Raw genomic sequence first — 26,673 nt, forward strand, 5'->3', positions numbered from 1 at the left:
AAATTAATCAATTAACAATTGTGTCACCGCTGCAGCGCTCATTGCCCATTGCGCGTTGTACACTTCATCAGCATTTTCATCTTCGATTATTGTCAAGCCTTGGGCTTCCGCTTTTAATTGCAACAATCTACCGATGTTTAATTTACTGTTCAATTTTGCCAATAACGCCTGAACTCCTTTGAAATCCAAACCTTGTACAACCTGACCTCCGAAAGTCATCTCTAACCAAACAATTTCTCGTTTGGCTACATCCAACACTCCAAAAACCAAACCTTTGGCAACATTCTGCGTCACACGAACCTGATGATCTACACACGACGGATCGTACGCAACACCAGTTCGTTCCGAAATTTTCATCGGATATTTACTGTTCATCCAACCTACAACCAAATTTGGCGTGATACTTCCGTTGCTGTACGCATTGCAGGTAAAAGTCACAAATTTTGCTTTGGCTTTCGCCAATTCGTCGATGTTGATGTTGATATATTCAGCCGTTCCAATTTTATTCGGAATACTTCTGATATCACCACTATGCTGACAACCTGTAGTTGTCAATCTGCTGAAAGAACAAATATCTGAACGAGTTTCGTATGCGATATGACAGCTCAAATCCATATCCAGATGCTGTGCTGGAAGATCTTTACCCCATTGCATAAACAATCGCACTTCATTTCCTTCGATTGGGAAACGTGTTCCCATTAAAGCAACCGGCAAATCCTGAACTGTATCGCTTCTATCACCAATTGAAACTGGCATATTGTACAACTGGGAATCGATATAGATCGTTTTGTTTGGGTTTGAAACCGACGCAAATCGTTTTTTCATGGCCAAAATAGTCAAGTCTTCGATTTGATTTTTCATTGTTTCCAACTGCGCATCATAGTACAAATTCAACAATTGGTTTGATCCCACACGTTTGTTTGTTCCGCCTAAAGGTTTCACACTTCTTTGCATGTTAACATCAAAGTAATTTTGTGCATACATATTTAAGGTAAACACCAATCTTGCCGGAACTTTATCCACCACTTCTTCGAAATGCGCGATGGTTTCATCGGCTCCAAACCAAAGCATATTCGAAAATAACGAACGGGCAAATAATCCTGGACGCTGCTTCAATAATCCAAATGTTTTATCGGCATCAAATTTCAATCTTGACGAATTCACTTTGCTCTGCCAAACATCATACACCTGGTTGTAAAATACATCCATTAAAAAATTCAATTTCTCAAATCCTTTTCTTTTGCTGTATTCTGCCAAACGCAATGCACGGATAAAACGAACCCACATTCCTCTTTTTGGATGCATAATTTCGCACATTGCTTCGACATCCAACTCCATATTATTTAACCAATTTGCAACCATTAAACATTCTTTTCGGGAATATTTAAGTTTTAAATCATTTGCAGATGAAAGTCTTGTTTGAACACTTATATCTAAAATATTATGAAAATGATATGCATTTTTGGACGTTCTTTTTATGATCGTTTTTGGCTCAATAATCTGAAGCATTCCTGTGTTTTTAAACCACAAATATCTTAAGATATCTGTAGGCGATTTAAAATAGTGAGACGCATTTTCGACCTGATCGTTTTCAATCAAAAGATCGATTACCAGCATCAAAGTTTCCTTCATTGCAACATCTGTTTTTGGCAATGGCAAATATTTCAAAACGATTTTTAAACTATCAACCTGAGTCGCGTCTAAAGCTGTTTTTGATTGTAATAATGAAATATAGAAGTCTTGCAACTCTTTTTCATTCCATAATTCAAGGACTTTTAATTTGCTTCCCTGACCGATTTTTTCCAATTTACCAAATTCAAACGGAGTTCCGCAAAACGGACAACCATTGTATCTTTCTAATGGAAAAGTATTATCTGGAATTATATGTCCACATTGCAAAGTTGTTCCGCCAGTCATTCGAAAAGTGTTTCCGAAAAATGTCAAAATATGATCTAAAACAGATTCACCTGTTGGCACATTCCATTCTTTTACCAATGGCGTCCAGTTTTTATCCGTTCCTAAAACTTCTCTTAGAACTTCTAAAACTTCAATTTTATATTTTGGATTTACCTTATTCAAAGCATGCAAAAGCGGTTCAGAAAATGTGAATCCGAGTTTTGAAACATTGGCTACTAAAACCGAAGTTGTTCCAGATATATTTTTAGCCTCATTCGCCATCATTTCTGAAGGAATGAAAATGGCATTTTGACGTAAACTGATTTTTAATAATTCTTGTGTTTTCATTTTTTTTAATTTTTAAAATTTAGATAATGGTGTTTCTGAGTTCTACCTAAAAGAGTTTTGAAGTAAGAAACACTTGACCTGAAATTTGAGTGTAATTGACCAACTAATTTACCTGATGGGTTTCCCCGAGAAGTAAGTTAATCTTGACCCTCATTTTTTTATTAATGATGATTTTAAAACTTGCTGGACTCGAACCAGAAAAACCAATTTCTAGAAGTAAGTTTTAATTGACCATTACTAGTAAAGCAGATGGGATTCGAACCCATAACCCCAGGAACCCTGATTGAAGTAAGTTTAGATTGACCTCCAATAAGATAATTTCGAAACTAATATGACCTGTGCTCTATCCGTTTGAGCTACTGCTTCAGAATAATCGAATAAAGAGATAATAGATTAAGTGTAAATCGGTTGGTGTTTTATTGAAGTAACTTAAACTTGACCTGCTTTAGTCAATTTATATTTATGAACGTATTTTTTTTATTTCCTGAACAAAGATTTTAAAACCACTGCGCAATTATTTTGCGCAGTAAAAAATTTATTCTAATTGTGGAGCAGGCGGGATTCGAACCCGCGACCCGGACATTAAAAGTGTAATAAGTAAATTCTGATTGACCTCTCAAGGTAATTTCAAAATTACCTGCTCTAACCACTGAGCTACTGCCCCAATTTGTAATATGAGTATAAAAGGTAATGGTGTAAGTGTGTACATTAGAAAGTGTTTTCGAAGTAACTCAGACTTGACCTATTTAGAACTCAATTTTTATTTCTATAAACGTTGTTTTTATTTCCTGAACAAAGATTTCTAAACTACTACGCAATTATTTTGCGCAGTAAAATTTAATTTTTATTTTTGAGTAAACTTCACTTATGAATCTCCAAGAAAGATACTCACTGATCCTCGGTAAAATCGGATTTAATTATAAAGAAATCAATATTTTATGGTTTGATTTAGAAAAAGCATATTCGGGTAAATCAAGACATTATCATAATCTAAATCATTTAAAAGAAATGATTGAATTATTTGATTTGTATAAAAGCTATATTAAAAATCCGGATGAAATCCTGTTTAGCATTTTCTATCACGACTATATTTATAAAGCTTCAAGGAAAGATAATGAATTAAAAAGTGCGGAATTGGCGCTAAAAGTTTTGGCTGAAAATAATTCTTTAGATAAAAATCTAATTTTTGACGCTATTTATGCAACACAATTTCATTCGCACAATTCAATCGAGGATATTAACTGGCTAATTGATTTTGATTTGAAAATCCTTGCCAAAGACTGGGACGATTATAAAATCTATTGTAACCAAATCAGAAAGGAATATAAAATTTACCCTGATTTTATGTATAAACCCGGACGTGCAAAAGCATTAAAACATTTTCTGGAAAATGGATTCATTTTTCAAACCGAAGAATTCAGAGGTTTATATGAGGAAAAAGCCAGAGCCAATATTGAAAAAGAGATTTCTCTATTAACGTAAATGCGTGAGGGATAGAGGCGGTATCCTTTTGTGAAGTGAAACGGAGGAAAAGATAAAGCCGAAAGCCCGACCCGAAGTTTTTCACTGAGGGACACGCCCAAATAATCATCATATGTCACAAAACAAAAACGCCTTAATTCGGTACAAAACCATCGACAAATGTCTGCAGAATAAATACAGGCAATGGACTTTAGAAGACTTGATCGAATGCTGTTCTCAGGCTTTGGAAGAATATGAAGGAAGACAAATTCCGATCAGCAAACGAACAATTCAGATGGATATTCAGATGATGCGCAGCGAAAAGCTGGGTTATAATGCACCCATTGTGGTGTATGATAAAAAGTATTATAAATATGAAGAGGAAGATTTTTCGATAACCGATATTCCGCTGACCGAAACCGATATGAATGTCCTGACTGAAACGGTTTCGATGCTGAAGCAGTTTAAGGATTTCTCTTTGTTTAATGATGTTTCGGATATTTTGCAGCGACTGGAGGATAAAATCTATGCTGAAAAGTCGCATACCAAACCTGTGATTTATCTGGATAAAAACGAGAATCTGAAAGGATTGCATTATCTGGACGAGATTTATCAGGCGATTATTAAGAAAATGGTTTTGATCGTTACGTACAAATCTTTTAAGTCAAGAGACGAAACCAAATTTCACTTTCATCCTTTCATTTTGAAGGAATTTAATAACCGCTGGTTTTTGGTTGGAAAGAAGAAAAAATCACAGCCCATTACGAATCTGGCGCTAGACAGAATTATGTCGATTGATTATGACTTTAATCTTCCCTATTTAGAAGAAGATTTTGATGCCGAATTATATTATAAAAATGTAATTGGCGTTACTGTCAATTCAGGTTTACAGCCCAGACGGATCGAACTTTGGATTGATGCTGAAAATGCACCCTATGTTCTGACCAAACCGTTACATGAAACCCAAAGGCTGATTCAGGAAAATGAGGATAAAAGTATTATTGTGCATCTTTTTGTTATTCCGAATTACGAAATGGAACGTTTATTATTGGGATTTGGCTGCGGAATTGAAATTCTTAGGCCCGAAGGTTTCAGAAAACGAATGAAAGGAATACTTCAAAAAGCGCTTGACAGATATGATGAACAAATCTCAACTGAATAAAACGGGATTTCTCAAAAAATAAATTAAATGTTTCATTTTATTATAACAATAATTATTCCGATCGTAAACTCATTAATACTAAAAAAAAGAATAGTATATTTCAATTAAAAAAATCCCTTAAACCCCGAAAATTCAAAAGTATTTACTAATTAACCTAAAATTTATGAAAAAATAATATGCATGCATAGTATTTTTTCATTATATTTGAAATCGATATAGTTATTTATGAAAGATAAAACGATAGATTATATTTTAAGAGCAACATGGCAGGCTGTATCCAGAATGTATAATGAAGAGGCTGCAAAATACGATGCTACAATGGCAACCGGATTTGCTTTGTTAAGTATGGACAAAGAAGATGGAACTCCGTCGACCGCTTTAGGTCCGAGGATGGGAATGGAAGCCACAAGCCTGACCAGGACTTTAAAATCTATGGAAGACAAAGGTTTAATTGTTCGCAAAAAGAACCCAAGTGACGGAAGAGGTGTATTAATCTACCTGACTGAATTTGGAAAAGAAAAAAGAGAATTATCTAAAAATACAGTTCTGAAGTTTAATGAAACGGTTAGAAAACATGTTTCAGATGAAAAGATGAAACATTTTATCGAAGTTTCGGAAATCATCAACGAATTAATTCAGGACAAAAATATATTTACAGAAAACACAGCAAACGAATAATTAAGGATTCATTTGCTCTTAAAAACAAATAACAAATTATGAAATCGCCCACATTAAATTCTTTTCAATTAATAAAAAGGCGATAACATATTTGACAAATAAAAAAAGAAAATCAACAAATATGAAACGCACAATTAAAAAAGTTGCTGTAATTGGATCCGGAATTATGGGTTCAGGTATAGCTTGTCATTTTGCCAATATTGGTGTTGAAGTTTTACTGCTTGACATCGTACCCCGCGAGTTGACAGAAGCTGAAGCTAAAAAAGGATTAACTCTTGAAAGTAAAGCCGTTCGCAACCGTTTGGTAAATGACCATTTGGCGAACTCATTAAAATCGAAACCCTCTCCTATTTACAGTCAGAAATTTGCCAGCAGAATTACGACTGGAAATACAACAGATGACATGGCAAAAATTGCTAATGTGGACTGGATTATCGAGGTTGTTGTGGAACGTTTAGATGTTAAGAAATTAGTATTCGAACAAATCGACAAATTCCGCAAACCAGGAACTTTGGTTACTTCTAATACTTCTGGTATTCCAATTCACTTTATGAGCGAAGGAAGAAGTGAAGATTTTCAACAACACTTCTGCGGAACTCACTTTTTTAACCCTGCTCGTTACTTAAAATTATTTGAAATTATTCCGGGGCCAAAAACTTCAAAAGAAGTTCTAGATTTCTTAACCGATTACGGATCTAAGTTCTTAGGAAAAACTTCGGTTGTTGCTAAAGATACTCCGGCGTTTATTGGAAACAGAATTGGTATTTACGGAATTCAGAGTTTATTCCACCTTGTAAAAGAAATGGGATTAACAATTGAAGAAGTAGATAAATTGACTGGACCAGTTATTGGTCGTCCAAAATCGGCTACTTTCCGTACCGTTGACGTTGTTGGATTGGATACTTTGGTACACGTTGCCAATGGTATTTACGAAAACTGCCCGAACGACGAACAACACGAATTATTCAAACTTCCTGATTTCATCAATAAAATGATGGAAAACAACTGGCTTGGTTCTAAAACTGGCCAGGGGTTTTACAAAAAAGTAGATAAAGACATTCTTTCTTTAGACTTAGATACACTTGAATACCGCGCTGCAAAAAAAGCAAATTTTGCAACGCTTGAATTGACTAAAACTATCGACAAACCAATTAATCGTTTTAAAGTTTTAGTAAAAGGAACAGACAAAGCGGGAGAATTCTACAGAAAAAGTTTCGCCGGAATGTTTGCTTATGTTTCAAACAGAATTCCTGAAATCTCAGACGAATTATACAAAATTGACGATGCCATGAAAGCTGGTTTTGGATGGGAAAATGGTCCATTCGAAATCTGGGATGCTATTGGTGTTGCCAAAGGAATTGAAATCATGAAAGCAGAAGGTCTAGAACCTGCTGCATGGGTTAACGAAATGCTGGCTTCTGGAAGCGACAGTTTCTACACTGTAAAAGAAGGAGCTACCTATTTCTATGATATTCCTTCAAAATCTCAAACGAAAGTTCCTGGACAAGATTCATTTATTATTCTGAACAACATCCGAGAAAGCAAAAAAGTTTGGAGCAACAGTGGTGCAATTATCCAGGATTTAGGAGATGGAATTTTAAACTTGGAATTCCAATCTAAAATGAATACAATTGGTGGCGATGTACTTCAAGCCATCAATAAAGCAATTGAATTAGCTGAAAAAGAGCACCAAGGTTTAGTTATCGGAAATCAGGCTGCGAATTTCTCTGTTGGAGCGAACATCGGAATGATTTTCATGATGGCGGTTGAGCAGGAATACGACGAATTGAACATGGCAATCAAATTGTTCCAGGATACAATGATGCGCGTTCGTTATTCTTCAATTCCAGTTGTGGTTGCGCCTCACGGAATGACTTTTGGTGGTGGATGCGAAATGAGCTTACACGCTGATAAAGTGGTTGCTGCTGCAGAAACGTACATGGGATTAGTTGAATTTGGAGTTGGTGTAATTCCAGGTGGTGGTGGTTCTAAAGAATTAACTTTAAGAGCTTCAGACTTATTCCGCAAAAACGATGTGGAACTGAATGTTCTTCAGGAATATTTCTTGACTATTGCTATGGCTAAAGTTTCGACTTCTGGTTATGAAGCTTTCGACACAGGATTATTACAGCACGGAAAAGATATTATCGTAGTAAACAAAGATCGTCAGATTGCTGAAGCTAAAAAACATGCGTTGTTAATGGCCGAAGCTGGATATACACAGCCAATCAGAAGAACTGATATTAAAGTTCTTGGAAAACAAGCTTTAGGTATGTTCTTGGTTGGAACCGATCAAATGGAAGCTGGAAAATACATTTCTGAGCACGATAAAAAAATCGCAAACAAACTGGCTTATGTAATGGCTGGTGGAGATTTATCTGAAGCCACTTTAGTTTCTGAACAATATTTATTAGATATCGAAAGAGAAGCTTTCTTGAGCTTATGTACTGAACGTAAGACTTTAGAGAGAATTCAGTACATGTTAACTAAAGGAAAACCACTTCGTAACTAAATGTATATTGTAAAATGTATATTGTATTTACAGACTGCATTTTACGCATAATTGTTAAAACAAGATTATTAAAATGAATTATTTTAAAGAATTAAAAGTTTGGCAAAAAGCTATTGAACTTGTAACTAATACTTATTTAAAAACACAGACATTTCCTAAGGAAGAAATTTACGGCTTAACTTCACAGATAAGAAGATGCGCAGTTTCAATTCCATCAAATATAGCAGAAGGATGTGGGCGAAAATCACCAAAGGATTTTAATAACTTTTTAGGAATTTCATTGGGTTCAGCATTTGAATTTGAAACACAATTAATTATTTGCAAAAACATTGGATATATTGAACAAGAGGTTTTTAATTTTTTAGAATCTGAAATTCAGCATATACAAAATATGCTAATTAAACTCCAAGCTTCATTAGATATAAAATAAACATTTTACAAATTACACTATACAGAAATACAATATACAATAAATACAATCATTTATGAAAACAGCATATATAGTTAAAGCTTACCGTACAGCGGTAGGAAAAGCACCAAAAGGAGTTTTTAGATTCAAACGTCCTGATGAATTAGCTGCAGAAACCATTCAGTTTATGATGGATGAATTGCCTGATTTTGACAAAAAACGCATTGACGACGTTATGGTTGGAAATGCCATGCCGGAAGCAGAACAAGGACTTAACGTTGGTCGTTTAATCTCTCTTATGGGATTAAAAGTAGAAGACGTTCCCGGAGTTACCGTAAACCGTTATTGTGCATCAGGATTAGAAACTATCGGAATGGCAACAGCAAAAATCCAGTCTGGAATGGCAGATTGTATCATCGCCGGTGGTGCAGAAAGTATGAGTTATATTCCGATGGGAGGTTACAAACCAACTCCGGATTATAAAGTCGCAGCCGCAGGTCACGAAGATTACTATTGGGGAATGGGTCTTACGGCCGAAGCGGTTGCGAAACAATATAATGTTTCAAGACAAGATCAGGACGAGTTTGCTTACAACTCTCACATGAAAGCATTAAAAGCGCAGGCAGAAGGAAAATTTGATAAACAAATCGTTCCAATCACTGTTGAGCAGACTTTCATCAATGAAAATGGTAAGAAAGAAACAAAATCATATGTTGTTAATAAAGACGAAGGTCCAAGAGCGGATACCAATCTGGAAGCGTTAGCTAAATTAAAACCTGTTTTTGCTGCAGACGGAAGTGTAACAGCAGGAACCTCTTCTCAAATGAGTGATGGTGCTGCTTTCGTTTTAATCATGAGCGAAGACATGGTCAAAGAGTTAAATCTCACTCCTATTGCGCGTTTAGTTGGCTTTGCATCCGCAGGAGTAGAGCCAAGAATTATGGGAATTGGCCCGGTAAAAGCGATTCCAAAAGCATTAAAACAGGCTGGATTAGATTTAAAAGATATCGATTTGATCGAATTAAATGAGGCATTTGCTTCTCAGTCATTGGCTGTAATTCGTGAGCTAGGTTTAAATCCTGATATCGTAAACGTAAACGGTGGTGCTATCGCTTTAGGTCATCCGCTGGGTTGTACGGGAGCTAAACTTTCCGTTCAGTTATTTGATGAAATGAAACGCAGAGGAAATAAATACGGAATTGTGTCTATGTGTGTAGGAACTGGACAAGGGTCTGCGGGGATTTACGAAGTATTATAAAAAAGTATCTCTTTTGTCATTCGACGAAGGAGAAATCGCACTCGAGAATCGACAAAGATTGGCACATTACGTTGCGGAGCTTCTAATGTGATTTCTCCTTCGTCGAAATGACAAAAATTGAGCATAAATAAAAAATAAAAAAATAATCATGGCAGATACTATCGAAAAAAACGTAACCCGTGGTGGTCAGTTTTTAGTAAAAGAAACAAAATGCGAGGACATCTTCACTCCGGAAGATTTCTCAGAAGAACAGTTAATGATGCGTGACTCTGTAAAAGAGTTCGTCGACAAAGAATTATGGGCGCACAAAGATCGTTTTGAGAAAAAAGATTATGCCTATACAGAAGCTTCTATGCGTAAGGCAGGTGAATTGGGACTTTTAGGCGTTGCGGTTCCGGAAGAATACGGCGGATTAGGAATGGGATTCGTATCTACAATGTTAGTTTGCGACTACATTTCCGGAGCAACTGGATCTTTCTCTACTGCTTTTGGAGCGCATACAGGAATTGGTACAATGCCAATTACGCTTTATGGATCTGAAGAACAAAAGAAAAAATACGTTCCGAAATTGGCTTCTGGAGAATGGTTTGGTGCTTATTGTTTAACGGAGCCAGGTGCAGGATCTGACGCTAACTCAGGAAAAACTAAAGCCGTTTTATCTGAAGACGGAACACATTATTTAATCACTGGTCAAAAAATGTGGATTTCGAATGCAGGTTTCTGCAGCGTTTTCATCGTTTTTGCTCGTATTGGAGATGATAAAAACATTACAGGTTTCATCGTAGAAAACGATCCGTCAAACGGAATTTCGATGAATGAAGAAGAGCATAAATTAGGAATCCGTGCTTCTTCTACACGTCAGGTTTTCTTTAACGAAACCAAAGTTCCGGTTGAAAACATGCTGTCTGAAAGAGGAAACGGTTTTAAAATCGCTATGAATGCACTTAATGTTGGTCGTATTAAATTGGCAGCTGCTTGTTTGGATGCTCAAAGAAGAGTTACTTCTGGAGCTGTAAAATATGCAAACGAAAGAATTCAGTTTAATACTTCTATTTCATCTTTTGGTGCTATCCGTTCTAAATTGGCTGAAATGGCAACTAGCGCTTATGCTGGAGAAAGTGCTTCTTACCGTGCTGCAAAAGATATCGAAGACAGAATTGCTGCTCGTGAAGCTGAAGGAACTTCTCACCAGGAAGCAGAATTAAAAGGTGTTGAAGAATACGCTATTGAGTGCTCTATTTTGAAGGTAGCGGTTTCTGAAGATGTTCAAAACTGTTCTGACGAAGGAATTCAAATCTTTGGTGGAATGGGATTCTCTGAAGATACTCCAATGGAAAGTGCCTGGAGAGATGCCCGTATCGCTCGTATTTATGAAGGTACAAACGAAATCAACAGAATGCTTTCTGTAGGGATGCTGATTAAAAAAGCTATGAAAGGTCACGTTGATTTACTTGGACCGGCAATGAAAGTTCAGGAAGAATTAATGGGAATTCCATCTTTTGATACTCCGGATTTCTCTGAATTATTTGCAGAAGAAAAAGTAATCGTAGCTAACCTGAAAAAAGTTTTCTTAATGGTTGCGGGAAGCGCTGTTCAAAAATACGGACCAGATTTAGATTCTCACCAACAGTTATTAATGGCTGCTGCAGATATCTTAATCGAAATCTATATGGCTGAAAGTACAATTTTGAGAACAGAGAAATTAGCTAAATCTCAAGGTGAAGACAAAGTTCAGGAGCAAATTGCAATGGCAAAATTATACTTGTACAAAGCGGTAGATATCGTAAACTTAAGAGGAAAAGAAGGAATTGCTTCTTTTGCAGAAGGAGACGAACAACGTATGATGTTGATGGGACTTAAACGTTTCACTAAATACACTAATCTGCCAAACGTTGTCGCATTACGTGAAAAAATTGCAGAAAAATTAGTTGCAGAAAATTCATACTGCTTCTAGTTCAAAATACTTTTTAGGTTTTAATTTGTTGAAGCCGCATTTGTCCCGAAACAAATGCGGCTTTCTAATTTATATACAGAAATAAAAGTACTTGTTACAGGGTTTTATTTTTTAACTTCCTCCAATTTTGGCGTCTCAATTTCTCCATCATAAGAAATCGACGCCCTATTATTGCTATTGACTGAAAGAGATGCCCCGCCATCTAAGAAAACAGTAAAAAAAAGATTGTAGAAATCATCTTTACCTTTTACAGTTGCCTTTATATTATATGACTTTTTCTTTTTTTCAATCACAATATTTTCAGGAACTCCTTCGAATTTTATTCCGCCATCACCTCCTCCGTATGGTACATTAAATCCACGCCCAAAAAAGGGCAGATCGCAGGTTGTTTTGGCTTCGTTAAATTTCAAAAAATAACGATTGTAATCTAAATTTAAAAGTCTTCCGCCTTGTGGCATAACTTTTTGTGCTTCAAAAACAAAATTCTTAGAATTAATTAGAGATTCAATTTCTTTTTGTTTCTGTAGTTGCCTTTCAGCCTTAAGATCTTTTCTCGATTTTCCCTGTGCTGATCCGGGAATGGTTAAAAAGGACAATATTACTACTAATGCAAATAGTTTAGTTTTCATAAATTATATAATTAATAGTTTAAAAATATTTTTTACTTTTTTGTAAATCGCATCGTTGCAATATCACCAGAAATAAGATTTAAAGTTTTTCCATCATCAGTAATACTATAGGAAGTTACTTTTGATAAAGTGTTCATAAAAACCTGTTCACCCTGCCCGTCCAGACACATCATTTTTGTTGATACCATCGGCTGTGTAAAATCAATCTTATTTTCTGTTGCAACAAGTTTTCCAGTATAGGAATTACAACTATTATTACCAGAAACCATTTTTTCTTTTGTATTGAAGTTTATTGTCGGTTTTTTATTTGGATATAAACCATCAAATGCAATTCGTGGCCCGGATATGTAATTAAGCTCCCAGTTGCCTTCTAATTTAGAAATAGTATTCTTATTGCATTTTAAAATATTACATGAAATTAAAAGGAAACTAAATAAAACAAGGGTAGAAATATTCTTCATCATAAATTTAAGGTTTTTAATATATTACAGATATAATTATATTTTTTCATTAAAAAACATATCTAAATTAAGCATTTTTTTGAGCATTATATCAAAAAACAAACTTAAATTACATTGAATAGTTTTAGATTTTTTTAACGTTAGGTCCTAAAGAATATCAACTGTTTTATGTTAAATTTACTTAATGTATAATTTAAAAACTCACTCATGAAAAAAATAATTGTTTCCTTCGCAATAATTACAGCCTTAATCATTGGTTGTAAGACTAGTACAAAATCAAGCGATGCAAAAACCTTAACTGTCAATTTAGAACCAAAAAGCAACAGTACAGTTACAGGAACTGCTACTTTTACAGAAAAGAATGGTAAAGTAACTTTTACAGCAAAAATAGCCGGTTTACAGCCAGGTGTTCATGCTATACACATTCATGAAAAATCAGATTGCTCTGCTGCTGACGGAAGTTCTGCAGGCGGCCACTGGAATCCAACTTTTAAAAAACATGGAAAATGGGGAGTTGGTGAATACCATAAAGGAGATATTGGCAATTTTACTGCAGATGCAAACGGCAATGGAACTATCACTTTGACAACAGACGAATGGGCTATTGGCGGTGATGACGAAACTAAAAATATCTTAGGGAAGGGACTAATCGTGCATCAGGGAGCAGATGATTTTACAACGCAGCCTACAGGAAATGCAGGAGGCAGGGTTGCTTGTGCCGGAATCATCAAATAATATAAAAACATAAGACATATGATAACCACTATTTTCTAAAAAATCTAGTGGTTATTTTTATTTAAAATATAATCTTCACATAAGAAAAAGATATAGATTTGTATCCTCAAATTCAACTTAATGATTAACCCATCGGCACCAGGCTGGATAGATAAGTTTTTTAATGAACAAAAGTTTTCAGAAGCAATTCCTTTTGAAACAGCTGACTCGTTTTACTATAAGGTCAGGGAAACCGGTTTCATTTACGGTCACATCATTTCTATCGATAGCCAGGTTCCTATTCCGATAAAAGGCTGGTTTAAAACCGAAATCTCAAAAACTGCTTTATTAAACACTTTATATCATGTTTTCTGCTTAGAAAAAAGAAATTCTGAACCAGCTAACTTCCTATCAGAAGTCTTGAAATTTTATAAAGAAATGAATCCGGAAGGGTTCAGTTTATTTAAAATGCTGCTTCCAAAAGATACGCCTGCACTTTCGCTGGAAAATATAATTGACCAGAGGGTACAAACCAATGACAGCATTATTAGTAAAAACTTCTCACATTTAGTAACTAATGCGCTTTTGTTTATTGATGTGCTTGCTTTTAGGAAATATTTAGAACAAGGAGAAATCCCGGAAAAATATCTCAAAAGAATTGAAGAAACTGTTTTAGGAATTGTAGGTTTAGCATTAAAAACCAAGACCGTAAAATCACAGTACGACGATTTATTAATTAAACTTTTTGAAGCTTCTATACGATATTCTAAATTTTCAAAAGTAACCGTGGATACTTTAGAAACTTTAAATCTTGATTATTTCAAAAACAAACTGGAACAATATTATTTAATCGATATGGCCGGAATGGCTTTATGGAGTGATGGTGTTGTTGAGAATGAAGAAGCATACTTTTTATATTCATTAGGATCCATGATGAATGTATCAGATGAATTTGTAAGTAATAGCATTAAAACGACTAATGCATTTATAACAACCCATAAAAGCAAAATACCATATTTCAACTATTCGAATCCGGTAAAGCATTTCTATGATCAGATGACGCACATGGTCGTAAAACTGATTATTAGAAACAAAAACAGGTTAGTCAAGGAAATTGTTCAAAGCAAGGAATTAATGATTCTTTTGGCCTATTCTACAACAAGGGATTTAGATGCCAAAGAAAAGAAAAAGGTAAAAAAACAGCTTTTAGACATCTGCAAGACGATTCCATCACTTACGATCTTTTTACTTCCAGGGGGCAGTTTGCTATTACCGATTTTAATAAAATTTATTCCCACAATGCTGCCGTCAGCTTTTAATGAAAATCTAGACGAAAATGAATAAAAAAAATCGCCTGATTGGCGATTTTTTTATTAAGCTTTAAGATTATAAATCGAGCTGGTAAACCTGATCCAGTTCTTCATTTGAACTGATTGTTACGTTCAAATCTGTTACAAAACCTGAATTTAAGCCATAAACCCAGCCATGAACCATCAAATCCTGACCATTTTTCCAGGCTCCCTGCACGATAGAAGTTTTAGCTAAGTTATAAACCTGCTCTTTGGCATTTATTTCTACAAATGCATTAAAACGTTCATCTTCATCTTCAATAGAATTCAGGTACTTGTCATGTAATCGGTATTCATCTTTAATGTGACGAAGCCAGTTATCTATGATACCTACAGACTGGTTACCCATTGCTGCTTTTACACCACCGCATCCATAATGTCCACAAACGATAATATGTTTAATTTTCAAAACATTTACCGCATAATCCAGAACACTCAGCATATTCATATCAGAATGCACTACCATATTAGCAATGTTTCTGTGTACAAAAACTTCACCTGGTTTTGCGCCAACAATTTCGTTTGCAGGAACACGACTGTCGGAACATCCAATCCATAATAATGGCGGCTGCTGTCCTTTAGCTAAATCAGCAAAATAGTTAGGATCTTTTGCTAATGAAGTTTCAACCCACTTTTTATTGTTTTCTAATAGCTGCTTATAAAACTCTCTCATCTTTTTATTTGTTAGAATGGTATTTCTATGTAAAGATACCTGATTTTTGAAGGCTTTCAAGTCATAGAACCACTTAAATTTATTTTATTTGTTTTAAAAATCTTCTTTTACTTCTTCTTTTTTAACCAATGCCCTTTTAGCCACATCATAATAATGTTCAATAGAAACATGGTTATTATTTTCAGGCGTATTCTCTAACTCATAAGCTTCTTTAAAGCCTTTAAGCTTCACTTTAATATTTTCGTCAATAGCACGGGTTTCCTTAAACTCACGAATCAAATCAAGTACATCATGCGCAATATACTCCGTATCATGGGCATTAATTATTACTTTAGAATTTTCCGGAATATCATTTAGAGTCTGTTTTATAGCAGCTTTATTCAAAAAGGAAACTTCCTGAGCTAAATCGATGTGAATAATATCGCCATCTTCATATTCTTCTTTTTTGAAGTTGTATGCTCTCTTCAGGTTTCCTCTTAATACAAAGATGATACTAATTATAATTCCCAACGCAACACCTTTCAGCAAATCTGTAGCGACAACAAAGACTAATGTTGCTATAAAAGGGATAAACTGGTATTTTCCTTTTTCCCAGAAATGCATGAAAGTTGCCGGTTTTGCTAATTTATATCCAACTAAAATCAAAACAGTTGCTAAAGTTGCCAATGGAATTTTATTTAATACTACCGGAATTGACAGTACACTGATTAATAAAAGAACTCCATGAATTATAGTTGACATTTTAGATTTAGCACCAGCATTGTTGTTTGCAGATGACCTGACCACTACTGATGTCATTGGCAAACCTCCTAAAAGTGAGCTCGCCATATTTCCTAATCCCTGTGCTTTAAGCTCAACATTTGTATTTGTATAGCGTTTCTGAACATCCATCCTGTCTGAAGCTTCAATACACAATAGTGTTTCAATAGAAGCAACTATAGCAATTGTAATACCTACAACCCAAACTTGTGGATTTGTTACGGCTGCAAAATTTGGCGTAATGATAATCGATTTAAAGTCCTCAAAAGATTTTGGAACTGGCAACGAAACTAAATGTTCTTTTCCAATAGCAAGTGAACTTCCTGAAGATGTAAAAAATTCATTCAGGACAACTCCTAAAATTACAGCTACCAGGGCTCCTGGAACTAATTTTAATCTTTTCAAAAACGGAACTTTGTCCCATGAAATCAAGATAACCAATGATATCAGGGAGATTACTACGGCTCCTAATTGAATATGATTAATTACGTCAAATAAAAATGAAAAAGAATTACTTCCGTCATTTTGGACAAAAGCCTGATCACCTTCATAATCAGCATCATAACCAAAAGCGTGTGGAATTTGTTTCAGGATTATGATAATTCCGATACCTGCCAGCATTCCTTCGATTACGTTAGTCGGAAAATAATTCGAAATACTACCTGCCTTTAAAAACCCTAATGCTAACTGAATTACACCCGCTATAAAAACAGAAAGTAAAAACACATCAAAAGCACCAAAATCAGTAATAGCAGTTAATACAATTGCTGTTAGTCCTGCTGCAGGTCCGGAAACGCTGATATGGGACTGGCTTAAATAACCCACTACGATTCCGCCAATAACACCTGCTATAATTCCTGAAAATAAAGGTGCACCCGAAGCCATTGCTATACCTAAACACAATGGAAGAGCCACCAGAAAAACCACTAAACCAGAAGCGAAGTCAGATTTAAGGTTGGCAAAAAGATTAATTTTTTTTGTCATGATATAATACTAAAATAATGTATAAAAAAACTACTGCATTTGTATAAATACAGTTGGTTCAAAATAATCGGAAGTATTATACGAAGTTTGGGGGTGGTGCAAAAATGCTTGGAGAGATATTGTCAAGTTTTACAATGTTTCCTGATACTATAATTTTTGATTCTGTAAAAACAGGCATTGTCAATTCATGATCAATAGCGTCAGCATAAACTGCGGCCTTAATTTCTTTATGAGATTTTTCTTCTTCAGAAATATTGATTGTTATAGCCGCGTTGTTGCTTTTCTTTATCATTGCCACAATTGTTGGGGTTGATAAGAAGGCAATAAATATGAATAATAATATGCGGGCTACTAATTTCATCTGAACAAAAATAATGTTATAGATGTAAAATCAAAGTGTTACGTTAAAATTTTTATAGAAATTTAACATTTATAAAAAAGCTGAATAATTGATCTTCGTTATTCAGCCTCCTAAAAATCTCACTAACAATATCTTACAATTCCTCTTCAAGCCATGCATTCATCATCCAAATTGTTTTTTCCTGCTCGGAAATGAAATCACTCATCATTGAATTAGTACCTTCATCATTGATCTCTCCAGATTGATTAAGAATATTTCTTTCAATTTTCAACAAATCAGATAATGAATTTACAATGAGCTGAACTGATTTTTCATCGTTCGAAATATTCTTCCCAATTGTAAGTTTATTGTTTTTAATATAATCTTCGAAAGTATGCAATGGTATTCCGCCAATTGTCAAAACTCTTTCGGCTATCATATCAATTTTTAATTGTGCATCAGTATACAATTCTTCAAATTTTACATGTAAATCGAAGAAACGTTTTCCTCTGATATTCCAATGAATTCCTCTTAAATTCTGATAGTAAATCTGAAAGTTTGATAGCAGTACGTTCAATTCATTTACTACTAATTCTGATTCTTTAACGGGTAGTCCTAAAATATTTGTTTTCATCTTTATCTATTTTATAGTATGTTTTTTATAAATTTAAAATAAGTTGTTCTGAAAAAGCATAGTTAAAAATTATATTTTCTTATTTTTGCATCACAAAATACTATGAAATGACTATTACTCAATTACAATATGTTTTAGCAGTGGCTGAACATAAAAATTTTACATTAGCTGCAGAAAAATGTTTCGTGACTCAGCCTACATTAAGTATGCAAATACAAAAAATTGAAGAAGAACTTAATATTTTAATTTTTGACAGAAGTAAAAAACCCATTCAGCTTACTGATATTGGCCAAAAAATTGTAAATCAGGCAAAGAATATTGTAAACGAAGCAAATCGTATCCAGGATATTGTAGAGCAACAGAAAGGTTTTATTGGAGGAGAATTCCGTTTAGGGATAATACCAACCATAATGCCTACACTTTTACCGATGTTTTTAAATAATTTTATAAAAAAATATCCAAAAGTAAAACTTTTGATTGAGGAGCTAAATACAGATGAGATCATTGTAAAATTAAAAAATGGCCATTTGGATGCTGCTATAGCCGCAACTCCTCTCGAGGATGAAAAAATCAAGGAAATCGTATTGTATTTTGAGCCTTTTGTCGCTTACATTCCTGAGCATCATTCGGTTTACCAAAAAGAAGAAATCGAAGTTTCTGATTTAAACATCAATGAAATTTTATTATTACAAGACGGACATTGCTTTAGAGACGGGATCCTGAATTTGTGCAAAAACGCTACAGAAATCGAACAAAACAATTTCCAGATACAAAGTGGAAGTTTTGAGACCCTTATAAAATTAGCAGATGAAGGTTTGGGGACCACATTGCTTCCTTATCTTCATACCTTAGATTTGAAGGAATCTGACAAATTAAAACTGCGTAATTTTAAAGAACCAAAACCTGCGCGTGAAGTAAGTTTAATTTACCCAAAAAGCGAATTAAAAATGCAGATTATTGATGCTTTAAGAAGTACAATTGCAGGTGTTGTAAAAGGGGCTATTGTTTTCCAGAACGTTCAAATCATTAGTCCTTTGCAAAAAAAATAGTTCGATTAATTCCATAATTAGTCTTAAAAATAAAAAATCGTATCGGAGTTTTAATTCGAATACGATTTTTTATAATTTAATTGAAATTTATTTGATTCCCTTTTTAAGTTTTTCAACAGAAGGGTCTTCCAAAAGTTTTATTTGATTAACAACAATCTGTGCTATTTCTGTTGCGCCTTTCAAGGAAAGATGTGTATCATCTGCTTTATCTTCTTTATAAAAAGGATTTTCCCCCGCTTTAAAATGCAAATGCAGTTGCTTTGATTTTTCAGGACCATAAGACTGTTCCAACAGTTCTGTATAGTATTCTAAATCTATAAAAGGAACTTTATATTCCTGGGCAACCAATCTTGTTTCGAGAGGATAATCTCCATGCGTACCAATTAAAACACCTTTTTCATTAAAGTTTCTTCTTGTAATTGAAGTCAGTAAAATTGGAATTGCTCCCTTTTCGCGACTTTCTTTTACGAAACGAATTAAATTATGCCTGTAAGTAGTATGTGGATTTGTATAACGCAATGAATCCATGTTTTTTTGGTCATTATGCCCAAACTCAATAAAAACATAATCCCCTTTTTTAAGACTATTATAAACTGCCTCCCATTGTTTTTCAGCAATAAAGCTTCTGGTACTTCTTCCGTTTAAAGCCCTGTTATCTATAACAATATTATCTTTAAAAAAAGGTTGTAAAACCTGAGCCCAACCGTGTTCCGGATTTTTATCAGGATCTTTTTTGTTTGCCATTGTCGAATCACCGATAGTGTAAACGGTAGTCTTTTGTGCAAAACAAACGGTTGAAACCAACCAAAAAATTAATATGTACTTTTTCATTTTATTTGTATTAAACTATTTTGCTGCTGAAGGAACTGTAGCTTTTTCTCCGATGAAAACTTCATTCAGAATGACATTTTCAGCATTTGTACTTGAAATAGCATTTTTTGCTGACTTAATTTCGATATTGTTTAAAGAGATATTCTTGATTTTTTTATCTGCAAAACCCTGTATGACAATACCCGAAGCAGATGCTTTATTACACGAAATATCAGAGAAAAACACATTTGAAATTTCAGACTGATATCCTTTTCCCTCTCCGTGGTAATTTGCGGTTATATAAAGACAGTCTTCTACTTCATCCAGTTGAATATTCCTAACAAAAACATTTTTTATGAATCCTCCCCTGTCAGCGTTAGTTTTCAGATAAATTCCTCTTTTCAGATAACCAACTGTTTTGCAATTTTCCACAAAAACATTTTTTACACCTGCAGACATTTCGCTTCCAATAACCACTCCGTGAAGTCCTTTGAAATTGCAGTTTCTGATAATAATATTTTCACTTGGAGTCGCTGAGTTGGCTCTTCCTTCATGATCTCTTCCTGCTTTTATAGCAACATTATCATCTCCATTATTGAACGTTACATTTTCAATTAAAACGTTTTTGGCATACTCAGGATCAATACCATCATTATTATAATTTAATGATTTGTAACTTATCCCTCTGATGGTTATACTTTCAGACTTGAGCAAATGCACACACCAAAAAGGCGAATTTTCAATTCGAACATTTTCAATCAATATATTTGAACAGTTAAAAAACTGAATCATCTGCGGACGCAAAAAGTAACCTGTTCCAAATTTTCTGTCTATTAACGGAACATTCGTATGGTTCATTTCGCGACTGAGTTCTTTCCCTTTTCCTTCTTTTGCCTTAAAAGCTTTCCAGGTCTTCCCTCCTTCTCCATCAATTGTTCCTTCACCGGTTATTGCAATATTTTTACAATCGTAAGCGTATATTAACGGACTGTAATTGTATAGCATTGTACCTTCCCAGCTGGTTAAGACCATTGGCAGAAAATCTTCTGGCTTGTCGCTAAATTTAATCTTAGCTCCTTTTTCAATTTTCAAATTCACATTGCTGACAAAATGAATCGGGCCGTTTAAAAGATAAATCCCTTTTGGAACTACAATTGTCCCCCCATTATTCTTTTTACACAATGCCATTGCCTTATCGAAAAAAGGTTTGTTATTGGAAACCGAATCCCCTTTTGCTCCCAGCTTTGCCACACTAACCTGATAAGAAGGTATTTTTGGCAACTGAATAACATTTACAATCGAATCTACCTTTGTTGTTGGGAATTTATTTTCCTGAGCAAAGGCAATTACTGAAAACAATAGAAAGAAAAGAAGTCTAATATTCATGATTTGTATTTTGTCTGACTCAGAAAAAACAATTAGCGAATCAATTCTTAAAAATTACTCTGAATCACTGCTTTCTAAATTATTCTTTTTTGCCCATTTCTTATATTTTTTAAGAACTTCTTTCGGCTCATTAGAATACCATGAATAACCATTTCTTCTTTCTTCTCCAATATCAGTTATAAATCTTTTTTTAATTCCGTCACGGTCACAAAAAATTGCCTCATTAGTATCAAGTTCTGCAAATCTTGGCCAAATTGGCGCACTATCTACCATAGGATACATTTTTTTTCCTATAATTTTACCGTCTTCATCATAGATGCGTTCTTCTTTAAGATTCGTTATTTTTGTTTTTTCAAACCAGTCGTAAGCGCTTTTTACGGCTGTCTTAATTTCCGGTGAAGGATTATCAATAGACATTAAAAATAATACAACTTTTGCAGATTCCTTTCCGCTTAAAGAAGCAAGTTCATAAGCTCTTGCATCAGCTGGCGCAAAAGTAACTTCATCATGTTGTGCACACCAAACTGTGAGAACACCATTTTGTTTATATTGCGTTTTTAAAATACATTCAATCCCTTTACTAACTGCAATTTTGGCTTTGTCAATAACCTCCTGCGATGGTTTAATACTGTAGTACGGGGTTTCGTTTGCTATTTCCTTTAATACATTCAAAACATCCACCATCGAATTATCATTATAGGTAATATGTGTGTAGTAGCCTTTTTTTAACGGAAAGTATTGAGGCCAGCCACCATTAGGATATTGTGCAGAAAGTAAATAATTCACTGCTCTCAAAAATGAATCTTTATATCTTTCATCTTTTGTCTGCGCATACATTTTTGAAACAAAAAGTATTTCCTGAGTCGTAGCTCTATTATCGATTGTACAATCTTTTGCTATTGGCTTTAGGGCTACTAATTTAGCTTTTTCTTCTTCTGTCAGTTCATTAAGCATTGGAATATTTTTAGGCCAGCCTCCAATATCCCTTTGGTAAAGCAAAACATTTTCGCCTACTTTTTTACCTTCTTCAGATCCAAACCAGGCGGAGTAACTTTTTACAATTAAGTCCGGCCATTTTTTGGCTTTATCCTGTGCATTTACATGACAGCCAGTAATGATTAGAAGTAATAACGCTGTCTTTTTGAATTGATTCATTTAATTGGTTAATTTTAGTTATTTATTTAGTTATTTAGTTTTAGTCAGTTATTCTGAACCAGTCAATTGCTACGCTTCCCGCATCATTTATAACTCCTTCTCTAAGAGCTAAAAATCCTATCTTAGCGCCTATCCATTTTCCTTCTCTGGCTGTAAAAGTGTCACCTATTGCATTGAATTTTTGTCCATCTTCACTATAGAAAAAATTACATATTCCTCCCGATTTTACTTTTACCTGCAGGTATATTGTCCTGTCTTTTATTGCGATTCTCTTATTCTCAGATTCAACTCCTTTTTTATCCGATCTTAAAGCTGTTTTTTGCGAAAGAAATAATTTTCCTTCGTTTTGCTTGAGACATAGAAAACTATAATCGAGTCCCATGATAACCAGACCTGTATATTCTCCATCGAATCTGGAGTTGAAAGTAATTTTTGTAGTCGCCGTAAACTCATTTGCCGGGAATTTTTGCAAAAGTAAATTGGGAATATCAAACAGGTTATTATAATCTTTAGGGACAGGGATACAATTCAAATTATAGTAACCCATTGATGTAGGAAGCCCCCATGTTATCTGCGGATTTGCATGCCACTGCCATTGAAGCCCAAGTTTAGGATTATTAAATTCATCACTTTCAGGTGGTGTTGCAACCGGAAAAGTTTTTTTACCAACATTTGGTTTTTTATATACCATAACAGGCTCTCCAATACCATCATTATCCTCATCGCTTCCAATTATCGGCCAGTCCTGCTGCCATTTCATAGGCTGTAAATGAACAACTCTTCCGTAAGCAAACTGATCCTGAAAATGAAGAAACCAGTCTTCACCTGTTTGTGTCTGAACCCATGCACCCTGATGTGGGCCGTTAACAGTTGTTTTTCCCTGTTCCATCACTTTTCTTTTTTCATAAGGCCCAAAAATATTCTTAGCCCTCATAACTGTCTGCCAGCCAGTAGCTACTCCACCAGCCGGAGCAAAAATATAATAATAACCATTACGTTTATAAAATTTAGGTCCTTCAATGGTTGGTTCATCCGGGTGTCCGTCAATAATCATAACATCATCATTATTTGCAGATAAACCATCCGGGTTCATTGAACAGACAGCCAAAGTACTTTTTATTCCTGCGCGGCTGCCAGCAAACGCATAACCCAGATATGCCTTCCCATCCTCATCCCACAAAGGTGCCGGATCAATCAATCCTTTTCCTTCTTTTACCATAATAGGTTCAGACCATGGGCCTTGAGCTTTTTTTGCTTTCACGACATAAATTCCAAAATCAGGATCCGGATAGTAAATATAAAATTCATTTTTGTGAAAACGAATGCAGGGAGCCCACACTCCGTTTCCATGCTGAACTTCATTATATATTTCTAATGGTTTTTGTGTGGAAAGTGCATATCCTATCAATTTCCAGTTTACTAAATCCTTTGAATGAAGAATAGGCAGGCCAGGAATACAATTAAAAGATGAAGCGGTCATATAATAATCATCTCCCACCCTGATAGCATCCGGATCAGAATAATCAGCATATAAAACAGGATTTTTATAAGTACCGTCACCCTGATCTGCTACCCAGACATTTGAATAATTGTTTTGTCTTTTTTCCTGCGCAGTTGAATTCTGCATCAAAATACCAGACAACAAAAGAGATGTTATTATGACAAATTTCATTTAAAAGGTATTATCTGTTTAATTCTAATGCTGCCAGAATAAAAGGTCCTGTTGCTTTAGGATCATTATCTTTCTTTTTTTCATTTACATAATATTCATAAGAACCATCTCTGTATGGAGTTCCTCCAAGTCCCGCTACCTGACAAGCCTGAGTTAATGTTATAGTTCCGTCTGCGTCAACTTTGATTAACTGAGTAGTTAGTCCATCAAAAGCTTTGTTGGCTATTTTTTTGAATTTTGCAGGTAAGTATCCTTTATTAACACCTTTTGCAAATGCATAGGCAAACATGGATGAGCCTGAAGCTTCAAGATAATTTCCTTCCTTGTCCATTTTATCTGTAACCTGATACCATAAACCAGATTTATCCTGATATTTTGCTAAACTTTCCGAAACTTTATTTAAATAACCAACCAATTCTTTTTGTTTTGGATGCTCTTTCGGAAAATAATCTAAAGCATCAACAAGAGCCATTACATACCAGCCAAGAGCTCGGGACCAGAAGTTTGGTGAATTTCCTGTTTCTTTATTTGCCCATGGCATTTGTTTGCTTTCATCCCATCCGTGATATAATAAACCTGTAGCCGGATCTGTTGCATGTAATTGAATTTGTTCGAATTGATGGGCAACATCATCAAGGTTTTTTCCTCCTTCAAAAGTTGCTGTATATTCAGCATAGAAAGGTTCTCCCATATACAAACCATCCAGCCACATTTGATTAGGATAGATTTTTTTATGCCAGAATCCTCCGGACTGCGTTCTTGGATGCACTGTTAACTGTTGACGTAACAATTGCATCGCTTTTAAATATTTTTCTTCTTTTGTTTTATCATAAGCATTAAAAAGCAAACGCCCAGCCACAATCATATCGATATTGTATTTTTCAATTTCATAAGTTTTGATTGTGCCGTCATTTTCAATTAATGCATCCAGATATCCCTGCACATAAGAAGCATATGCCGGATTTGGATTTTTTTTATATAATTCCTGGAATGAATATAAAACAAGTCCGTGAACGTAGTCCCATTTTGGCGCTTTTGAATCATCAATCTGCCAGGATTCAGGATGACGTTTCATTAATGTCAACGCCATTTTGTCTGACCATTTCAAATCTTTAGAAACTACTGTTTGATTAGTAGAGTTGTTAGTTTTTCCTGCTTCGGGCGATGCTGTCTTGCATCCAAAAATTACGAATGAAATGAAAAGTGTGGCGACTTTTAAAGTGTTTATTCTGTTGTTTAACATAGTGATTATTTTAACTTTTTGGAAATCTTATTATCTGATTACATCACATATAATTATAAAACTATTGCTATCAGATTATGTTTCGCATTTTTACTGTAATTTATATCTTTTTAAAAATTTTATCTAAAAATTGAGTTGTATATAAAATTGTTTCATCCAGCCAGGGAGTAAAAAACCAAAAAGAATGGGGCGAATCCTTAATTGTATGAACCTCATTATATATATTATTCTGTTTTAAAATTGCAATCATATCGTTTCTTCCTGCATGAAACCTGTCAATACTACTATTTATAAATAATATTGGAGGTGAATTTTCATCAGTATGTGTAAGCGCTGAAGCATTTTTCCAATTTTCAGGATTCTCTACAGAAGTTCCTTTTAACCAAAAAGCTGCCATCTCACCCTCTGAGGATTCGGGATGTTTAAAAGCCAGAATGCCATCTATATTAATAATTGCATTTACATTTGATGAAGACTTGCTTTTATTCAAAACATCATCAAAAGCCGGATTCTTATTTGTTGTACCAATCAAAGCTGCCATTTGACCTCCTGAAGAGCATCCTAAAACAGCAATTTTGTATGGATCAATTTTAAATTTTTTAGCATTATCCTTTATAAATCTTATTGCATTTTTAACATCTAGAATTCCCTCCGGATACTTAGCTTCTAATGAAAGCCTGTACTCAATTGTAAAACAGGAATATCCTTGTGAAGCAATTCTTTGTGCCATCACTTTCATTTGATTTTTATTACCTGATTTCCAACCTCCTCCGTGAATCATAACTACACCGGGATTTTTTCTTTTGGTTTTATTTATATACGCATCCAAATGTAATGCTCTATTTTTATCCTGACTATAAACCACATCTTTAATTTCAGCAACATTTTTGTTTTTTACTTCCTGAGCAATTTTTATGAAGGGATATTTTTTTATTAGTTTAGCATAGGTACTTTTTATCGTATATGAAGTATCGATAGGAAAATTTATTTGTCCAAAAAAAGAATTTGATACAAAGTACAGAACTACTAAAAAAATATTCCTCATAAACTAAATTTAGCTAATATACAATCTGGCAAAATAACAGACTTTTCTCTATAACTGGTTGGAAATAACAGCAACAGTATGCAGTAAAAAAA

The 26,673-nt window shown here is 34.4% G+C and carries 23 protein-coding genes and 2 tRNA genes; 10 read left to right on the top strand and 15 right to left on the bottom strand.

The annotated features are described in order from the left end of the window. Positions 1 to 3: 3 nt before the first annotated feature. The 3 genes from OZP09_RS05845 to OZP09_RS05855 all read right to left on the bottom strand — a co-directional run bounded on the left by OZP09_RS05845 (position 4) and on the right by OZP09_RS05855 (position 2,908). Complete coding sequence (locus OZP09_RS05845; RefSeq protein WP_269236980.1) at positions 4 to 2,244, bottom strand: hypothetical protein; 2,241 nt, start codon at positions 2,242 to 2,244, stop codon at positions 4 to 6. Between the two features lie 241 nt (positions 2,245 to 2,485). Beyond that, positions 2,486 to 2,610, bottom strand: a tRNA-OTHER gene (locus OZP09_RS05850). A 181-nt stretch (positions 2,611 to 2,791) separates the two neighbouring features. Further along, positions 2,792 to 2,908 (bottom strand) — tRNA-OTHER (locus OZP09_RS05855). 203 nt (positions 2,909 to 3,111) lie between these two features. On the opposite strand from OZP09_RS05855, the gene OZP09_RS05860 reads away from it, so the two are divergent. From OZP09_RS05860 to OZP09_RS05890, 7 genes are all read left to right on the top strand, one after another. Beyond that, positions 3,112 to 3,726 (top strand): HD domain-containing protein, encoded by a 615-nt coding sequence (locus OZP09_RS05860; protein ID WP_269236981.1) that lies wholly within the window; start codon positions 3,112 to 3,114, stop codon positions 3,724 to 3,726. Positions 3,727 to 3,838: 112 nt separating this feature from the next. Next, on the top strand, positions 3,839 to 4,867 hold the full coding sequence (locus OZP09_RS05865) for a helix-turn-helix transcriptional regulator (RefSeq protein WP_269236982.1): 1,029 nt from the start codon (positions 3,839 to 3,841) through the stop codon (positions 4,865 to 4,867). A gap of 225 nt (positions 4,868 to 5,092) precedes the next feature. Continuing rightward, positions 5,093 to 5,545: a MarR family winged helix-turn-helix transcriptional regulator gene (locus OZP09_RS05870; RefSeq protein WP_269236983.1), complete on the top strand. Its 453-nt coding sequence runs from the start codon at positions 5,093 to 5,095 to the stop codon at positions 5,543 to 5,545. A 121-nt stretch (positions 5,546 to 5,666) separates the two neighbouring features. Then, positions 5,667 to 8,057, top strand: a complete 2,391-nt coding sequence (locus OZP09_RS05875) for a 3-hydroxyacyl-CoA dehydrogenase/enoyl-CoA hydratase family protein (protein ID WP_281310451.1) — start codon at positions 5,667 to 5,669, stop codon at positions 8,055 to 8,057. A gap of 73 nt (positions 8,058 to 8,130) precedes the next feature. Further along, positions 8,131 to 8,487: a four helix bundle protein gene (locus OZP09_RS05880; RefSeq protein WP_269236984.1), complete on the top strand. Its 357-nt coding sequence runs from the start codon at positions 8,131 to 8,133 to the stop codon at positions 8,485 to 8,487. 55 nt (positions 8,488 to 8,542) lie between these two features. Then, on the top strand, positions 8,543 to 9,724 hold the full coding sequence (locus tag OZP09_RS05885) for an acetyl-CoA C-acyltransferase (RefSeq protein ID WP_269236985.1): 1,182 nt from the start codon (positions 8,543 to 8,545) through the stop codon (positions 9,722 to 9,724). A gap of 148 nt (positions 9,725 to 9,872) precedes the next feature. Continuing rightward, positions 9,873 to 11,678 (top strand): acyl-CoA dehydrogenase FadE, encoded by a 1,806-nt coding sequence (locus OZP09_RS05890; RefSeq protein ID WP_269236986.1) that lies wholly within the window; start codon positions 9,873 to 9,875, stop codon positions 11,676 to 11,678. Between the two features lie 104 nt (positions 11,679 to 11,782). Here OZP09_RS05890 and OZP09_RS05895 read toward each other — a convergent pair whose 3' ends face one another. Together OZP09_RS05895 and OZP09_RS05900 are read right to left on the bottom strand one after the other, a co-directional pair. After that, positions 11,783 to 12,307 (bottom strand): DUF4251 domain-containing protein, encoded by a 525-nt coding sequence (locus tag OZP09_RS05895; RefSeq protein ID WP_281310452.1) that lies wholly within the window; start codon positions 12,305 to 12,307, stop codon positions 11,783 to 11,785. A 32-nt stretch (positions 12,308 to 12,339) separates the two neighbouring features. Next, positions 12,340 to 12,771, bottom strand: coding sequence for an META domain-containing protein (locus OZP09_RS05900; protein ID WP_281310453.1), 432 nt, complete (start codon positions 12,769 to 12,771; stop codon positions 12,340 to 12,342). A gap of 204 nt (positions 12,772 to 12,975) precedes the next feature. On the opposite strand from OZP09_RS05900, the gene OZP09_RS05905 reads away from it, so the two are divergent. Both OZP09_RS05905 and OZP09_RS05910 read left to right on the top strand, forming a co-directional pair. Beyond that, entirely contained in the window at positions 12,976 to 13,503 is a 528-nt protein-coding gene (locus OZP09_RS05905; RefSeq protein ID WP_269236990.1) for a superoxide dismutase family protein, read from the top strand. Between the two features lie 120 nt (positions 13,504 to 13,623). After that, positions 13,624 to 14,826: an LETM1-related biofilm-associated protein gene (locus OZP09_RS05910; protein ID WP_269236991.1), complete on the top strand. Its 1,203-nt coding sequence runs from the start codon at positions 13,624 to 13,626 to the stop codon at positions 14,824 to 14,826. 42 nt (positions 14,827 to 14,868) lie between these two features. On the opposite strand, the gene can is transcribed toward OZP09_RS05910, so the two are convergent. From can to OZP09_RS05930, 4 genes are all read right to left on the bottom strand, one after another. After that, the gene (can, locus tag OZP09_RS05915) at positions 14,869 to 15,504 is read right to left on the bottom strand and encodes a carbonate dehydratase (protein WP_269236992.1); all 636 of its coding nucleotides are present in this window, start codon (positions 15,502 to 15,504) and stop codon (positions 14,869 to 14,871) included. 93 nt (positions 15,505 to 15,597) lie between these two features. Then, positions 15,598 to 17,247, bottom strand: a complete 1,650-nt coding sequence (locus tag OZP09_RS05920; RefSeq protein ID WP_281310454.1) for a SulP family inorganic anion transporter — start codon at positions 17,245 to 17,247, stop codon at positions 15,598 to 15,600. A gap of 76 nt (positions 17,248 to 17,323) precedes the next feature. Beyond that, positions 17,324 to 17,539: a hypothetical protein gene (locus OZP09_RS05925; protein ID WP_269236993.1), complete on the bottom strand. Its 216-nt coding sequence runs from the start codon at positions 17,537 to 17,539 to the stop codon at positions 17,324 to 17,326. 202 nt (positions 17,540 to 17,741) lie between these two features. Further along, entirely contained in the window at positions 17,742 to 18,221 is a 480-nt protein-coding gene (locus OZP09_RS05930) for a Dps family protein (RefSeq protein ID WP_269236994.1), read from the bottom strand. A 107-nt stretch (positions 18,222 to 18,328) separates the two neighbouring features. On the opposite strand from OZP09_RS05930, the gene OZP09_RS05935 reads away from it, so the two are divergent. Continuing rightward, positions 18,329 to 19,270, top strand: coding sequence for a LysR substrate-binding domain-containing protein (locus tag OZP09_RS05935; RefSeq protein WP_269236995.1), 942 nt, complete (start codon positions 18,329 to 18,331; stop codon positions 19,268 to 19,270). 87 nt (positions 19,271 to 19,357) lie between these two features. Here the strand turns inward: OZP09_RS05935 and OZP09_RS05940 are convergent, their stop codons facing one another. From OZP09_RS05940 to OZP09_RS05965, 6 genes are all read right to left on the bottom strand, one after another. Continuing rightward, the gene (locus OZP09_RS05940; protein WP_281310455.1) at positions 19,358 to 20,101 is read right to left on the bottom strand and encodes a rhamnogalacturonan acetylesterase; all 744 of its coding nucleotides are present in this window, start codon (positions 20,099 to 20,101) and stop codon (positions 19,358 to 19,360) included. Between the two features lie 15 nt (positions 20,102 to 20,116). Continuing rightward, positions 20,117 to 21,466, bottom strand: coding sequence for a glycoside hydrolase family 28 protein (locus OZP09_RS05945; RefSeq protein ID WP_269236996.1), 1,350 nt, complete (start codon positions 21,464 to 21,466; stop codon positions 20,117 to 20,119). A 54-nt stretch (positions 21,467 to 21,520) separates the two neighbouring features. Continuing rightward, positions 21,521 to 22,621, bottom strand: a complete 1,101-nt coding sequence (pelA, locus tag OZP09_RS05950; protein WP_281310456.1) for a pectate lyase — start codon at positions 22,619 to 22,621, stop codon at positions 21,521 to 21,523. Positions 22,622 to 22,661: 40 nt separating this feature from the next. After that, on the bottom strand, positions 22,662 to 24,293 hold the full coding sequence (locus OZP09_RS05955) for a glycoside hydrolase family 43 protein (protein WP_281310457.1): 1,632 nt from the start codon (positions 24,291 to 24,293) through the stop codon (positions 22,662 to 22,664). A gap of 10 nt (positions 24,294 to 24,303) precedes the next feature. Continuing rightward, on the bottom strand, positions 24,304 to 25,536 hold the full coding sequence (locus OZP09_RS05960; RefSeq protein ID WP_281310458.1) for a glycoside hydrolase family 88/105 protein: 1,233 nt from the start codon (positions 25,534 to 25,536) through the stop codon (positions 24,304 to 24,306). A 100-nt stretch (positions 25,537 to 25,636) separates the two neighbouring features. After that, a complete protein-coding gene (locus OZP09_RS05965; RefSeq protein WP_269236999.1) occupies positions 25,637 to 26,581 on the bottom strand; it encodes an alpha/beta hydrolase in 945 nt (314 codons plus the stop codon). Positions 26,582 to 26,673: the final 92 nt, after the last annotated feature.

Source organism: Flavobacterium flavigenum, assembly GCF_027111255.2.
GTDB lineage: Bacteria > Bacteroidota > Bacteroidia > Flavobacteriales > Flavobacteriaceae > Flavobacterium > Flavobacterium flavigenum.